At 75.8% G+C, this 15,182-nt stretch carries 8 protein-coding genes; 3 read left to right on the plus strand and 5 right to left on the minus strand.

From position 1 onward, the window contains the following. Positions 1–621: 621 nt before the first annotated feature. The gene (locus IE326_RS11060; protein ID WP_030763439.1) at positions 622–1,188 is read right to left on the minus strand and encodes a MarR family winged helix-turn-helix transcriptional regulator; all 567 of its coding nucleotides are present in this window, start codon (positions 1,186–1,188) and stop codon (positions 622–624) included. Positions 1,189–1,342: 154 nt separating this feature from the next. Here IE326_RS11060 and IE326_RS11065 point away from each other — a divergent pair, with 154 nt between their 5' ends. Then, positions 1,343–2,608, plus strand: a complete 1,266-nt coding sequence (locus IE326_RS11065; protein WP_190041408.1) for an MFS transporter — start codon at positions 1,343–1,345, stop codon at positions 2,606–2,608. Between the two features lie 13 nt (positions 2,609–2,621). On the opposite strand, the gene IE326_RS11070 is transcribed toward IE326_RS11065, so the two are convergent. Then, positions 2,622–4,259 (minus strand): ATP-binding SpoIIE family protein phosphatase, encoded by a 1,638-nt coding sequence (locus IE326_RS11070; RefSeq protein ID WP_190041409.1) that lies wholly within the window; start codon positions 4,257–4,259, stop codon positions 2,622–2,624. 106 nt (positions 4,260–4,365) lie between these two features. Continuing rightward, entirely contained in the window at positions 4,366–5,757 is a 1,392-nt protein-coding gene (locus tag IE326_RS11075; protein ID WP_190041410.1) for an NAD(P)/FAD-dependent oxidoreductase, read from the minus strand. Positions 5,758–6,099: 342 nt separating this feature from the next. On the opposite strand from IE326_RS11075, the gene IE326_RS11080 reads away from it, so the two are divergent. Next, positions 6,100–6,924 carry a TetR/AcrR family transcriptional regulator gene (locus IE326_RS11080; RefSeq protein ID WP_373310178.1) on the plus strand — a complete coding sequence of 275 codons (825 nt, stop codon included), beginning with the start codon at positions 6,100–6,102 and terminating at the stop codon, positions 6,922–6,924. Positions 6,925–7,142: 218 nt separating this feature from the next. Next, complete coding sequence (locus IE326_RS11085) at positions 7,143–9,200, plus strand: sigma-70 family RNA polymerase sigma factor (RefSeq protein WP_190041412.1); 2,058 nt, start codon at positions 7,143–7,145, stop codon at positions 9,198–9,200. Here the strand turns inward: IE326_RS11085 and IE326_RS11090 are convergent. Next, positions 9,187–12,498, minus strand: coding sequence for an ATP-binding protein (locus IE326_RS11090; RefSeq protein WP_190041413.1), 3,312 nt, complete (start codon positions 12,496–12,498; stop codon positions 9,187–9,189). The genes IE326_RS11085 and IE326_RS11090 overlap by 14 nt on opposite strands. Before the next feature lie 196 nt (positions 12,499–12,694). After that, positions 12,695–14,875 carry an asparagine synthase-related protein gene (locus tag IE326_RS11095; RefSeq protein ID WP_190041414.1) on the minus strand — a complete coding sequence of 727 codons (2,181 nt, stop codon included), beginning with the start codon at positions 14,873–14,875 and terminating at the stop codon, positions 12,695–12,697. Positions 14,876–15,182: the final 307 nt, after the last annotated feature.

Consider the following 15,182-nt stretch of genomic DNA (forward strand, 5'->3'; position numbering starts at 1 on the left):
GGATATCCGGTCACACTCGCGTTGAGCGGGACAGACGAGCCGGAATAAGGCCCGCTGTCCACAGCGTCCTCGCTGTGTCATTGCCACCCCCCGAAGAGGATGGACTTTTCAAAGGAACCTCGACCATCCGAAGATGGACGGGGTATCAACTAATCTGGCGTTGATTTTTGGCACGCTGTTGAGTTCTCAAGGTGCGGACGCTTCCTTCGATCCCGTTTCCGGGCCCTCCGGGCGCTTCCTTCGTTTCCGACTCTATCAGATCTTTCCGATCCGATTTCCTCGGTGCTTTCCGGTCCCGTTCGCTTTCGCTCCGGGCCCTTCCGGCGTTTCCGACTCTATCAGATCCTTTCGGCGTCTGATTCCCAGTCAGCGGGGTTTGTCTTCCCGGCTGTTGGGCCGTTCCGACGTCTCAAACCTTAGCGGTTTCCCTCCGCGACTCATAATCGAGTCGTTCGAAATGAATTTCGGCATGCCGGAATTCATCCCCTGCGGGAGATCGTGCTGGATTGAGGTGCCGCTATCGCGGCGGGATGGCTGTCGCAGAACCGTTCCGGCTCCGTGACAACTCGGAGAACACTACGCGTCTCCCAGGGGGGTGTCAACCCCCCTCTGGTGGCGTCCTCAGTCGAGGTCCGTCAGCCGGCCGCCCGCGTCGGGCTGGCTCAGTTCCACCCGGCGCAGGAGGCGGATGAGGGCGTCGCCCAGGGCGCCGCGCTCCTCGGTGGAGAGGTCCTGGAGGAGCTTCTCCTCGAAGTCGGTGGCCATGCGCATGGCCTCCAGCCACTTCGTACGGCCCTCGTCCGTCAGCTCGACGATCACGCGGACGCGGTTGTTCTCGTCGCGGTCGCGGGTGACCAGGCCCTCGCCGGCCATGCGGTCGATGCGGTGGGTCATGGCGGCGGGGGTGAGGCCGAGGCGCTTGGCCAGCTCGCCGGGGCCCAGGCGGTACGGGGCGCCGGAGAGGACGAGGGTCTTGAGGACCTCCCACTCCGCGTTGCTGATGCCGAGGTCGGCCAGCTGGCGGCCGTACGCCACGTTCATCCGGCGGTTCAGCCGGCCGAGGGCGGAGACCACCTTCTCCACCTGGGGGTCCAGGTCGCGGTACTCGCGCTGGTAGGCGGCGATCTGCTCGTCGAGCGTCGGCTCCTGCGGCTCTTGCTGGGCGGAGCGCTCGGGGGTGTCGGACATGGGGCGAGTATTCCACGGCCCTCGTTGGCGTTGAAGTCCTTCTATGTGTACTGTTAAGAATCGAACTTTAGGGTTGAAGTCTTCAGGGCTCAGGCGTACAAGCCTGAACCCGCTACCGAAGTGGGTGAGTGTGACCAAGGCGAGGGGCGCGGCGATGCGCCGGATTCAGGCGGGCAGCGCGCTGAGCGCGTTCGGACTCGGTTTCACCGTCCCGTACCTCTATGTGTACGTGGCACAGGTGCGGGATCTGGGCGCGACGACCGCGGGTGTGGTGCTGGCCGTCTTCGCCATGGCCGCGCTCGTGGTGCTGCCGTTCAGCGGGCGGGCCATCGACCGGCGCGGGCCCGTGCCGGTGCTGCTGGTCGCCTCGGCGGTGGCCGCGGTCGGCGCCGTGGGGATGGGTCTCGCGTCGAGCGTCCCGGCGGCGGTGGGCGCCGCCGCGCTGCTCGGTGCGGGCACCGCGGTGCTCCAGCCGGCGCTCGCCACGATGATCGTGTGGTGCTCCGAGCCCTCCGGCCGGACCCGTGCCTTCGCGCTCCAGTTCTTCCTCCAGAACCTCGGCCTGGGCGTCGGCGGTCTCATCGGCGGCCAGCTCGTCGACGTGAGCCGGCCGAACAGCTTCCTGCTGCTGTTCTCGATCGAGGCGGCGATGTTCCTGGTGCTGGCCGCGGTGGTCGGCACCGTGCGGACCGCCGGTTCGGCCGCCTTCCAGGAGGCGCGGCCCGCGGGCGGCAAGGGCGGCGGGGTCCGCGCGCTGCTGGGCCACAAGGCGATGGTGCAGCTGTGCGTCCTCGGCTTCGTCCTCTTCTTCGCCTGCTACGGACAGTTCGAGTCGGGTCTTGCCGCGTACGGCACCGAGGCCGCGGGCATCGCCCCGTCGACGCTCGGCATCGCGCTCGCCGCGAACACCGCGGTGATCGTGCTGGCGCAGTTCCTGGTGCTGAAGTTCGTGGAACGCCGCAAGCGCACCCGGGTGATCGCGGCCGTGGGCCTGATCTGGGCCGTGGCCTGGATCATCGCCGGGTACGCGGGGCTCGGGCACGGCAGCCAGGCGATGGCGACGGCCGCGTTCGTCTCCACGTACGCGCTCTTCGGCCTGGGCGAGGCGATGCTGTCGCCGACCGTGGCGCCGCTGGTCGCCGACCTGGCGCCGGAGTCCATGGTGGGCTCGTACAACTCGGCCTTCGCGCTGGTGAAGCAGCTGGCGCTGGCGGTCGGGCCCGCGGTGGGCGGTCCGATGGGCGCGTCCATGCACGGGCCGTACATCGTGACCTTCGTGCTCTTCTCGCTCCTGGTCACCGTGCTCGCGGTGCGGCTGGGCAGGCAGCTCACCCCGGTGCAGAACCAGCCGTCGCTGGCCGCCAAGCCCTCCCTCGTGGTGGCGCAGGGCCGGCCGGAGAAGGAGACCGTGGCCCTCTAGGGGCCCGGGCCCCTCACTCCTTGAGGGCGAACTCGCACCACACCGCTTTGCCGCCGCCCGGAGTGCGGCGGCTCCCCCAGGACGAGGCGATCGTCGCGATGATGGAGATCCCGCGACCCGCCTCGTCCTCCGTTTCCGCCCGGCGGCGGCGCGGCAGGTGGTCGTCCCCGTCGGTGACCTCGATGATCAGGCGGCGGTCGGTGCGGCGCAGCCGCAGGCGCATGGGCGGGGTGCCGTGCTGGAGGCTGTTGGCGACCAGCTCGCTGGTGGCGAGGACGCCGAGGTCGCGCAGCTCCACGGGGAAGCGCCAGGAGGAGAGGACCCCGGAGGCGAAGGCACGCGCGCGGGGGGCGGCCTCGACGCCGCCGAGGAGTTCGAGGGCCGCGTTGTGGAACAGCTCGGCGTCGGCTCCGGTGCGGGCCGGGTGCTGGACGACGAGGACCGCGACGTCGTCGTCGTGCTCGGCGGTCACGCCGAGGGCGCGGAGCAGCCGGCCGCAGATCACCTGGGGGGTGCCGCTGGCGCCCGCGAGCGCGCGGGCGAGGGCCTCGACGCCCTCGTCGATGTCCTCGCGGCGGCGCTCGACCAGGCCGTCGGTGTAGAGGACGGCGGTGGAGCCGGGCGGCAGGGCGATGGAGCCGGAGGAGTGCAGCCAGCCGCCGGTGCCGAGCGGGGGTCCGGTGGCGCCGTCGGCCTGGCGGACGGTGCCGTCCTCGTCGCGGACGAGGATCGGGAGGTGGCCCGCGGAGGCGTAGACGAGCCGGCCCTCGTTGGGGTCGTGGACGGCGTAGACGCAGGTGGCGATCTGGCTGGCGTCGATCTCGGCGGCGAGGCCGTCGAGGAGCTGGAGGACCTCGTGCGGGGGCAGGTCCAGGCGCGCGTAGGCGCGGACGGCGGTGCGGAGCTGGCCCATGACGGCGGCGGCGCGGACGCCGCGGCCCATGACGTCGCCGATGACGAGGGCGGTGCGGCCCGCGCCGAGGGTGATGACGTCGTACCAGTCGCCGCCGACGGCGGCGTCGGCGACGCCGGGCTGGTAGGTGGCGGCGATCCGCAGGTCGTCGGGCTGCTCCAGCTCCTGCGGCAGGAGGGAGCGCTGGAGGGTGACGGCGGTCTCGCGGTGGCGGCGCTCGCTGGCGCGGAGCCGCTCGGCGGCCTCCGCGTGGTCGGTGACGTCGGCGGCGTGGACGAGGACGCCGGCGCCTTCGAGGTGCGGGCTGTCGACGGGCAGGCAGGTGACCGTGTACGAGCCGCCGTCGGCGGTGCGGCGGGACTTCACCGTGCGGGGCCTGCCGCTGCGGAGCACCTGGTCGAGGAGGGGCAGCAGGCCCAGCTCCTCGGCCTCGGGGCAGGAGGCGGCGACGGTGGCGCCGGCCGGGCGGGGGCCGAACGCGGAGGCGTACGCCTCGTTGACGTACGCGATGCGGTGCTCGGGGCCGTACACGAGGGCGACGAGGCCGGGGAGGCGGCCGAGGAGGTCCCGTACGGAGAAGTCCTCCAGGGCGGGGACGTCGCCGGGGTCGCCGTCCTCGGCCGTGTGCTCCGGCTGGGGGCCGTACTCACCGCGGGCGGCGGGCACGGAGCCTTCGCCGCCCCGCGCCGCGCGGCGCTGCGTGCCGGGGAGCCGGGCGCTCCAACGGGTGAAGTTCACGGATCTGTATGCCTCGTGGTGTCGGTGCCGTGCGGAGTCACGCTGTGCAGGTGTGAGCCCACCTATGGTCACACGTCCAGTGTGGACGAGTGCACTGACAGTGATGTCAGGAGGACGGCTCGTCGGAGCCGGGGTCGCGGGCCGGGGGTGGCGGCGCTGCCGCGAGTTCGAACTCGGCCCGGGGGTGTTCCAGGGAGCCGAGGGAGACGATCTCGCGCTTGAACAGGCCGGAAAGGGTCCATTCGGCGAGGACGCGGGCCTTGCGGTTGGCGGTGGGCATCCGGCTGAGGTGGTAGGCGCGGTGCATCAGCCAGGCCGGGTAGCCCTTGAGCTTGCGGCCGTACACGTGGGCGACGCCCTTGTGGAGGCCGAGGGAGGCGACGGAGCCCGCGTACGCGTGCGCGTACTCCTTGAGCGGGCGGCCCCGCAGGGAGGCGGCGAGGTTCTCGGCGAGCACCTTGGCCTGGCGGACGGCGTGCTGGGCGTTGGGGGCGCAGGGGGTGCCGGGTTCCTCCGCGGTGACGTCGGGGACGGCGGCGGCGTCTCCCGCCGCCCACGCGTGGGGGGCGCCCTCGACGGCGAGGTGGGCGGTGCAGCGGATCCGGCCGCGTGCGTCGAGGGGGAGGTCGGTGGCGGCGAGGACGGGCGCGGGCTTGACCCCGGCGGTCCACACGACGGTGCGGGTGGGCAGGCGGGTGCCGTCGCTGAGGACGGCGACGCGGTCCTCGCAGCTGTCGAGGCGGGTGTCGAGGCGGACGTCGACGTTGCGTCCGCGGAGCTCGCGGATCGCGTACCGGCCCATCTCGTCGCCGACCTCGGGGAGGATCCGTCCGGCGGCCTCGACGAGGACCCAGCGCAGGTCCTCCGGCTTGATGTTGTGGTAGTAGCGGGTGGCGTACCGGGCCATGTCCTCCAGTTCGGCCAGTGCCTCCACGCCCGCGTAGCCGCCGCCGACGAAGACGAAGGTGAGGGCGGCGTCGCGGAGGGCCGGGTCCCGGGTGGAGGAGGCGATGTCCAGCTGTTCGAGGACGTGGTTGCGCAGGCCGATGGCCTCCTCGACGGTCTTGAAGCCGATGCCGTGCTCGGCGAGGCCGGGGACCGGGAGGGTGCGGGAGACCGAGCCGGGGGCGAGGACCAGCTCGTCGTAGGTGAGGGCGACCGGGCCCGCGCCCTCCTCGTCGGTGGCGAGGGTGGTGAGGATCGCGGCGCGCTTGGCGTGGTCGACGGACTCGACCTCGCCGATGAGGAGGCGGCAGCGGTCCAGGACACGGCGGAGCGGGACGACGACGTGGCGCGGGGAGAGGGAGCCGGCGGCGGCCTCGGGGAGGAACGGCTGGTACGTCATGTACGGGTCGGGGGTGACCACCACGATCTCGGCGGCGGAGGCCCTGAGCTCCGTCCTGAGCTGCCGCTGGAGGCGCAGCGCGGTGTACATGCCGACGTAGCCACCGCCGACCACGAGAATGCGCGCAGGTTCGGTCACCGTCCCATGAGGCATCGCCGTCCGGGGTTTGTCCACAGGCCCGGCGAATTGTGTGACCGGAGGGGTGCGGAGGCGCGGGGTGGCGCGCGCGAGGTGGGTGGGTGCAACGGCGCAGGTCACGGCGCGCGTGGGTGGTGGGACGGGGGGTGGGAAACCGGTGGCTTCGGTGCCTTGCTCCGATCGGGGGGCGCACCGTACGGAACTCCCCCTTCTGAATTGACCCGGACTCAACTATGTTCGTAGTTCGTCGGGGTGTCGGTTCCGGCGTGCGCGCGGACCGATGGCGCACACCGGCCGGGAGCCCCGTATCAGGGCGGGGAGTCTCCGGGGGGAGACATCATGAGCGGGGGAACGCTTATGCATATTCAGGATTCTCGTTGGCAGTCCGTGGTCGGGGCCGCGCAGGACGACAGGGGTGCGGGGGCCGTGGCCGCCGCGCCGCTGGTCGGGAGCGCGCTGTCCGGCGGCACCGTCTCGGGCACCGGCACCGTCGTGGGCGGGCCGGTGGCGGGCGGGCGTTCGGCGCCGCTGCGGGTCGACGCGCAGCGGAACCTGGAGCACGTGCTCCGGGCCGCGCGCGAGGTGTTCGGCGAGCTCGGTTACGGGGCGCCGATGGAGGACGTGGCCCGGCGGGCCCGCGTCGGCGTGGGCACCGTCTACCGGCGCTTCCCCAGCAAGGACGTGCTGGTGCGGCGGATAGCCGAGGAGGAGACCGCGCGGCTGACGGAGCAGGCGCGGGCCGCGCTGGGGCAGGAGGACGAGCCGTGGTCGGCCCTGTCCCGGTTCCTGCGCACCTCGGTCGCCTCGGGCGCCGGCCGGCTGCTGCCGCCGCAGGTGCTGCGGGTGGACGTGGACGTGCTCCCCGTCGACGGGGACGGCGAGGGGCCGGCGCGGGTGCCGTACCAGCGCGGTCTCGGCGAGCCGGGCGACGCGCGCGTGGTGGCGCCCCGGGGCGTGCCGTCGGACGAGCGGGACGACGCCGGGGCCGCCGAGCTCCTGGAGGTCGTCGGCCGGCTGGTCGACCGGGCGCGCGAGGCGGGCGAGCTGCGGGCGGACGTGACGGTGGCGGACGTGCTGCTGGTCATCGCCACCTCGGCCCCGGCGCTGCCGGACGCGGCCCAGCAGGCGGCGGCCTCGGCCCGGCTCCTCGACATCCTCCTGGAGGGTCTGCGCTCGCGGTAGTCCGCGGGCGCGGGCGGAGCCCGGTGCCGTCCGCCGGTCCGCCGGGTCCTTGGGCCGGGCGGACCAGCGGCCGTGCCACGAACGCGTGAGCGGTCACGCCGGGACGCGTGAAGTCGCCCCGGACGAGTGGTAAGTGGACGTGGCGCTTCGGCGTGCCCGCGTCGTGTGGCAGTCTTTCCCGGTGTTCGGGTCTGCGCATGCGTACGGGGGCTTCCGCGATGAGCGGTGACGGTCGGGACGATCCGCTGGGCGGTGGCGGTGCCACGGAGGCCGGCGGGCTGCCGGCCCGGCAGGTGCCGAGCCAGAAGGTCCCGGGCGGCCAGCCCGCGGGCGCCCCCGGATCCCCGCAGGCCCCGGCCGAGCCGAGCGTGCCGCAGCAGCGCGAGCCCCGTTCGGCGGGCGCCGCACGGCCCCCGGTCGCGGGCCCCGGCGCCGTACCGGTGCAGGAGACCGACGCCGTACCGCCCCCGGACGCCGACGACGGCGAGGGGGTGCTGCCGCCGCCCCGGGAGTCGGCGCCCTCCGACGCCGATCTCGTCCGGCTCATGCGGGAGGGCGACGACAGCGCGTACGAGGAGCTGTTCCGCCGCCACTCGGAGGCCGTCCGGCGCTACGCCAGGACCTGCTGCCGGGACGCGCACACCGCCGACGACCTGACCGCCGAGGTCTTCGCCCGCACCCTCCAGGCCGTGCGCGGCGGCGCCGGGCCCGAACAGGCCGTCCGCGCCTATCTGATGACCACCGTCCGCCGGGTCGGCGCGGCCTGGGCGAAGACGCAGAAGCGGGAGCACCTGGTCGAGGACTTCGCCGTCTTCGCCGCCGACGCCGCCCGCACCTCCGAGGTGTCCGACCAGGACACCATGGACCTCGGCGCCGAGGTCCTGGCCATGCGGGAGGCCGAACAGTCGCTGGCCATGCAGGCGTTCCGCTCGCTGCCCGAGCGCTGGCAGGCCGTCCTGTGGCACACCACCGTCGAGGAGGAGTCGCCCAGCGAGGTCGCCCCCCTCTTCGGGCTGACCGCCAACGCCACGGCCGTGCTCGCCAGCCGCGCCCGCGAGGGGCTCAAGCAGGCGTACCTCCAGGCGCACGTCAGCCAGGCGCTGACGGCCGGCGGCGACTGCGCCCGGTACGCGGACCGGCTCGGCGCCTACGCGCGCGGCGGGCTGCGGATGCGGGCCGAGCGGGGCCTGCGCAAGCACCTGGAGGAGTGCGCCAAGTGCCGGCTCGCCGCCGGTGAACTCGCCCACGTCAACGCCGGGATCCCGGCGCTGCTCCCGATCGCGGTCATCGGCTGGTTCGCCGCCGGGTACTCGCTCAAGGCCGCCGGGATCGTCGCCGGCGGGGCGGTGGGCGCGGCCGGTGCCGGTGCCGCCGCCGCGGCCACCGGCGGGTCCGGCTCCGCGGCGTCGGGCGGTGCCGCCGCCGAGGGGTTCGGCGCGCCCGCGAAGGCGGGAATCGCCGCCGCCGTGGCCGTCGCCGCGGCGGCCGGGCTCGTCTGGGCGATGGCCGGCGATCCGCAGCCCGTCGCCGCGCCCGCCCCGGCGCAGCCGGTCGTCACCCCCGTCGCCCCGCCCCCGCCGTCCGCGGAGCCCGCCCCGAAGCAGGCGCCGAAGCCGCCCCCGCCGCCCGCGCCGGAGCCGGAGCCCACCCCGCCGCCGGCGACACCGCCGCCGAAGCCGAAGCCCACACCCACACCCACGCCGAAGCCGAAGCCGGTGGTGAAGCCGTCCCCGAAGCCGACGCCGACACCCACGCCCACGCCGAAGCGGACGCCCACGCCGTCCCCGACGCCGACGCCCACCCCTGCCCCGACGACGCCCCCGCCGCCGTCCGCCCCCGCCCCGTACCAGGTCGACCAGCTGGACTACGAGGCGTTCGGCGACGGCAGCGGGCCGGAGGTCGTGCTGGAGGACGGCACGTGGCTGTGGCCGCGCCAGGGCATGTCGATCGGCGGCAGCACGTACGCGTACGGGGTGAGCGTGCACGCGCCCTCGTCGGTGCTCATCCGGCTGAACCGGCAGTGCACCGCCTACGACGCGCTCGTCGGCGTCGACGACCTGAGCGCGCCGCTCGGACCCGGCGGGGTCCGGTTCTCCGTGTACGGGGACGGGGAGCGGCTCTGGCGGTCGCCCGTGGTCCGGCCGGGCGATCCTGCCCTGCCGGTGCACGTCCCCCTCGACGGGCGCTCCACGCTGCGGCTGGTGGTGGAGGAGCACACGCCGTTCGGGAAGGCCGCCGTCGCCGACTGGGCCGAGTCGCGGATCACCTGCTCCTGACGGCTTCCCCGGCTCCCTCGGCGTACTGCTCCAGGAGGGCCAGGACGTCCTCGGGGGCGAGGCCGGAGCCGGCGGCGCGGGCGGTGGCGAGGCCGTCCTCGCCGAGCGCGGCCCGGCAGGCGTCGAGGACCGCCGCGGCCTCGCGCAGCTCGGGCACCGAGCGGGGTATCTCCCGCCGCCAGGTGTCGGTGGCGGCGGCCACGCGCGCGCAGAGGTCTGCTTCGCCGGCCCGGTGCAGAGCGTAGACCAGCCCCTCGGCGAGGCTGATGGTGATGAGGTCCGCGCAGTCGCCCTCGACGGCGGAGCGCAGCGCGGCGGCGGCGTCCGTGACGGCGGTCGGCCCCGCGCCCTCGAAGGCGGCGATCCGGGCGACGAAGCCCTCCACGGCGGCGGTGAAGTGCGCGGGCGGGGCGCCGGTGTGGGTGTGCGAGCCGGCCCGGGTGATCAGGGCACGCGCGCGTGCCGGGTCGTCGGCGTCGAGGGCGAGGACGGCGCGCAGGAAGTCGATGTAGGCGAGGGCGTCCTGGAGGCGGAGCCGCCCGGCCTCCCGGCCGGCCTCGTCGAGCTGCCGCTCGGCGGCGGCCGTGTCCCCGTCGCGGTAGGTCATGTCGGCGAGCCGGGCCAGGAGGAAGGGGGTCTCGGCGTGGGCGCCGACCTCGCGGGCGAGCCCGAGGGCCTCCTCGTACGCCTCCCTGGCCTCCGCGCGGCGGCCGCGCATGACGTGGGCCTCGGCGGCGGCGGAGGCGACCTGGGCGCCCATCCAGCGGTCGCCGGACCGGCGGGCGAGGGAGCGGAGTTCGGCGAGGTCCTCGTCGACGCCGTCCATGCCGCCCGACATGTCCACGATCATGTGGGTGCGGAACATCAGGCTGACGCCGGTCTCCCAGTCGCCGCCGTACCGGCGGCAGGTGTCGATGCCGGAGTCGAGGAGGGCGCGGACCGTGGCCGGCTCCTCGGTGAGGTACGCGGTGAACGGCCACAACAGGCCGGGGAAGCGGGCGGACTCCGGGCCGGGGTCCTTGCCGAAGGCGTCCCGGACGCGGCGGACGAGCGCGAGCGCGTCCTCGTCGTCGCGGAGGCCGCCGGTGTACATGTTCTCGTCCTCCATGGCGAGGAAGAACGACAGCATCCGCAGGTGCATGCGCGGCCAGTGGCGGGGGTCGGCCGGGTCGTCGGGGTCCTCGCCGAGGGCGAGGGCGCGCCGGGTCCAGGACAGGCCCTCCGAGCGGTAGTTCCGCAGCCACCAGAACCAGCCCGTGGCGAAGACCAGGCGGAGCCCGGCGGCCTCGTCGGGGTCCGTGACGAGGGTGCGGTGGAGGGCGGCCCGGACGTTGTCGAGGTCCCGTTCGAGCCGGTCGATCCAGGGGAGCTGGTCGGCGGACCTGAGCCGGGGTTCGGCCTCCTCCACCAGGGCCGTGAAGTGCGCGGTGTGGGCGGCCTCGGCGGCGGCGAGCAGGGCGGGGGTCTCGGCGGCGCGCTCGGCGGCGTACTCGTGGATGGTCTCCAGGAGGCGGTAGCGCATGGTGCCGTCGTCGGTGGGGGCGGCGACGACGAGGGACTTGTCCACGAGGGCGCCGAGGGTGGTGAGGGCGTCGGCGCCGGGGGGCGCGCCGGTGTGCGCGCGGTGGACGGCCTCGGCGGCCGGGAGGTCCCAGCCGCCGGTGAGGACGGAGACCTGGCGGAGCAGGGTGCGCTCGTCCGGGGCGAGCAGGTCCCAGGACCAGTCGACGACCGCGCGGAGGGTCTGCTGGCGGGGCAGCAGGGTGCGGGACCCGGAGCTGAGGAGGCGGAAGCGGTCGTCCAGGCGGTCGGCGATCTGGCGCGGGGTGAGCAGCCGCAGGCGGGCGGCGGCCAGTTCGATGGCGAGGGGGAGGCCGTCGAGCCGGCGGCAGATCTCGGCGACGGCTTCGGCGGTGCCGGCGCCCCGCGCGAGGTCCTCGTCGAAGCCGGGGCGGACGGCGCGGGCCCGCTCGGCGAAGAGGCGGTGCGCGGGGGCGGGCGGCAGCGGCTCGACCGGGCGGACGGTCTCGCCGGGGACGCCGAGGGGTTCGCGGCTGGTCGCGAGGACGCGGAGGCCGGGGCAGTGCGCGAGGAGCGTCTCGGCGAGGGCGGCCGCGGCGCCGACGACGTGCTCGCAGTTGTCGAGGACGAGGAGCAGGCCGGGGTGGTGGGCGAGGTGCTCGACCAGGTGGGCGGTGGGGTCGTCCTGGAGCGGGACGCCGTCGCGGGTGATGAGGTTGATCTCGCGGAGGCGGAGCGCGGAGAGGACGGCGCCGGGGACCGCCCCCGGGTCGTCGAGCGGGGCGAGTTCGGCGATCCACGCGTGGGGGCCCGCGACCTGCCGGGCGGCCTCCTCGGCGAGCCGGGTCTTCCCCGAGCCGCCGGGCCCGGTGAGCGTGACGAGCCGGGAGCGGGCGAGGTCCTCGCGGAGCGCGGCGAGTTCGGGCTCGCGGCCGACGAAGGAGGTGAGGCGGGGGCGGATGTTGCCGCCCCCGGGCACGGACGGGGCGGGTTTCCGCTCCGCCGGAGCGGGAGTCGGGGCGGAGGCCGGGGCGAGGGCCGGGGCCGGTCCCGGCGCCGGGGCCGGGGCGAGGAGCTCCCGGTGGAGGGCGGTCAGTTCGGGGCCGGGGTCGGTGCCGAGGGTGTCCGCGAGGGTGCGGCGGGCCGTCTCGTACGCGGCGAGCGCGTCGGCCGGGCGGCCCTCGGCGCGCAGGGCGCGGACGAGCTGGGCGTGGAAGCCCTCGTCGTACGGGTACGCGGCGGTGAGCCCGGTCAGCTCCGGCACGAGTCCGTCGACGGCGCCGCGCCGCAGGTCGGCCTCGACGCGCCGGCGCAGGGCGGCGAGGCGCTGCGCCTCCGGGCGCAGGCCCAGCGGCTCGGGCAGGTCGGCGAGGGCGGGGCCGCGGAAGAGCCTCAGGGCGCCCCGCAGCAGGGCGGCGGCCGTCTCGGGGTCGCCGGCGTCGAGGCGGGCGGCGGCGTCGGCGGCGCGGCGCTCGAACACGTACAGGTCGACGTCCTCCGGCCCGGCGGCGAGCCGGTACCCGGGCCCGGGGGTGGCGGCGACGGCGTCCCGGCCGAGGACCCTGCGCAGGCGGCCGACGAGGGCCTGGAGGGCGGCGGGCGCGTCGAGCGGCGGCTCGTCCCCGTACACGTCGTCGACGAGCTCCCCCACGGGCACGGCCCGTCCGCCGCGCAGCGCGAGCGCGGCGAGCAGCCCGCGCAGCCGGGCGCCGCCGAGGGGCAGGGGCGCGCCGTCGGGGCCGAGGGCCTCGGTGGTGCCGAGGATGAGATACCGCACCGGCCCATTCTCACCGCCGGGTACGGCGAACGCCTCGGGGTTTCCCCTGACTGTGGACAAAGGCGCCGGCTGTGGACGGAGGCGCCGGCCGGGTGACGCAGGCGTCGGCCGTGACGAAGCCGCGTGACGAAGGCGTCGGCCGGAGACAGAGGCGCCGGGGGCAGAGGCGGGCGGCTTCCGGGCGGTTCCGGCGGGGTCATCGCGCGGGCAGCGACCTCGACGCCGGGATCAGGGGGCCCTGGACCGCGCGGGGGGCGCGGGGGGTGGCCGTGTCGGTCCAGCAGGAGCCGCGGCGGGCGAGGAGGCGGCGGAGCCAGAGTTCGGTGGAGACCAGGTCGGCGAGGCCGTCGAGGGGGACGCGGGCACCGTCGGCGGCGGAGCGCAGGGCCTCGCGGACGGTGCCGGCCTCGATGAGGCCCGCGTCGGCGAGGAGGGGGGCGTCGAAGAGCGCGAGGAGGCCGGGGAGGGCGGCCCGCAGGCCCGCGCGGGCGGTGCCGGCGGGGACCGCCGGATAGGGGGCGCCCCAGCCGGGCGGCAGGTCGCGGATGCCGGTGTCGGCGAGGACGGTGCGCAGGACGCCGGCCCGGGCGTCGGGCTGGACGCGGAGCGCTTCGGGGAGGTCCCGGCAGGCGCGGACGACCTGGTTGTCGAGGAAGGGGGCGTGCAGCCGCTGGCCGCGGATCTCGGCGGCCTGTTCCAGCACCCGGTGGTCGGCGGCGGCGCGGGCGAGGACGGCACGCGCGCGTGCCTCGCCGGGGCGCTGCACGGACGGCGGCAGGGTGGCCGCCCGGCCCAGGCGGAACGACACCTCGGCCAGCGCCTCGCCGGTCAGCCAGCGGGCCGCCGGTCCCGGCCGGGCCCAGGCGAGGGCGGAGAGCGAGGCCGCGAGGGGGCCGTGGGCGTAGGAGGGGTCGCGGTTGGCGTCGAGGACGTGCCGGGCGGCGGTCTCCAGGCCGGTCCGGTAGGGGGTGCGGGCGAGCCTGCGGGCCGCGCGGTAGACGGTGACCGGCACCAGGAAGGCGCCCGCCGAGGGGCCGCTCGCGCGGGCGAGGGCGGTCACCGGGCGGACCAGGGAGCGGCGCCTGCGGTCCATCAGGAGGTCGGCGAGGCGCGCCGGGTGGGCGTCCAGGACCTGTTTGGCGCCCAGTCCGGTGAAGTGGTCGGCGCTGCCGCCGGAGAGCCGTCTGCGGTGCCGTTCGGCGGTGACCAGGGAGGGGCCCGGTTCGTCGGTGAGCGGCCCGTCCAGGGCGGCGTACGGCAGGGCCTCCTCGCCCGCGGTGACGACCACGTGGCGCAGCCGGGGGTCCGAGGCCAGCTCCCGGGCCCGCTCCAGTTCGGCGGCGCGGCCCGGGCCCGGCTTGTTCGCCAGGTCGCTGAAGGTGACGGCGAGGAGCCGCTCCCCCGCGTCGGCGCCGTGGCCGAGGATCGTGCCGGGGACGCCGGGCAGTCCGGCGGCGAGCAGGGCCAGGGTGGCGGAGGCGCTGCCGCCGGACAGGTCGGCGCCGATGCCGGGCACGGGGCCGGTGCCGCGGGCGGCGCGGCGGTCCGCGGGTCCCATGCCGGGGACCGGTCCGGGGTCCGGCGGGGGCGCGTCGGGGGCGTGCCGGGGGGCGGTGAGCCGGGCCCGCACGGACTCCACGAGCGCGTCCCTGACGGCTTCGACGGCCTGCCTCGGGTCGGCCTGCGGGGCGGCGACGGCGAGCGAGGCGACCGTCTCGTACCCGGCGATCTCGCGGGAGCCCTCACGCAGGACGAGGGCGTGGCCGGGCGGGACCCGCCGGACGCCCTCGTAGGGGGTCGAGTCGCGCAGCGCCTCAGGGGACTCGGGGCAGGCGAGCAGGGCGGCGAGGTGGCCGATGTCGAGCTGGGCCTCGACCAGGTCGGCGAGCGGGAGGGCGGCGGTGGCGTAGGCGGTGCCGCCCTCCCAGGGGGTGTGGAAGACGGGCCGGGCGCCCGCGAGGTCGCCGGTGACGGTGACCCGGCGGCCGGCCTTCACGACGGCGGTGTAGCTGCCGGGCCAGGCGGTGAGGTGGCGCAGGGCGCCGCCGCGCGCGGTGACGAGGCCGCGGCGGAGTTCGTCGTCGCCCGCGGCGCAGCAGCCGAGGACGGCGAGCCGGGTGCCGTCGTCGAGACCGACCACCCGGACCTCGTCCGGGCGCCAGTCGCCGACGGCCCACAGCGGGTCGGGATCGCCCCAGAGGAGCTGTGCGCCCACCGGCTGCACCGTGCGCCCCCCGACGTGCCCGCCGGTCCCGGCGTACGGGCCGACCCTGGGCGGGGTTCCGGAGCCGTACGCGCCGCTCGCCGCGGCGGCGGGCGCTCCGGCGGTCGTGGCGTACCCCGCGGCGACACTGCTCCAGCCCACCAGCCATCGCATCGGCGCCTCCACGTCCGTTTCGGTGGGGACATGCTGCCATGACAACGGCGCACGGGGCGGGGTGCGGGGGCACGCGCGTGAAAGCCGAATGCGCCCCTGGCATGGGCCCGTTGGCCGGGTGGTGGCGTCCGCCGGACGGACGGGTTGCGGACCGGCGGCGGGCGGGGGCGGGCCGGCGAAGGGGTCCGGGCGGGGCGGCGAGGGGGGCCGGGCAAGGCGGCGAGGGGATCCGGGCAAGGCGGCGAGGGGATCCGGGCGGGGCGCTTTAGGCCGAATCTCGCCCCCGGAAGGATGTTTGATTTTCCGT

It is taken from the genome of Streptomyces filamentosus (assembly GCF_014654895.1).
Lineage (GTDB): Bacteria > Actinomycetota > Actinomycetes > Streptomycetales > Streptomycetaceae > Streptomyces > Streptomyces filamentosus.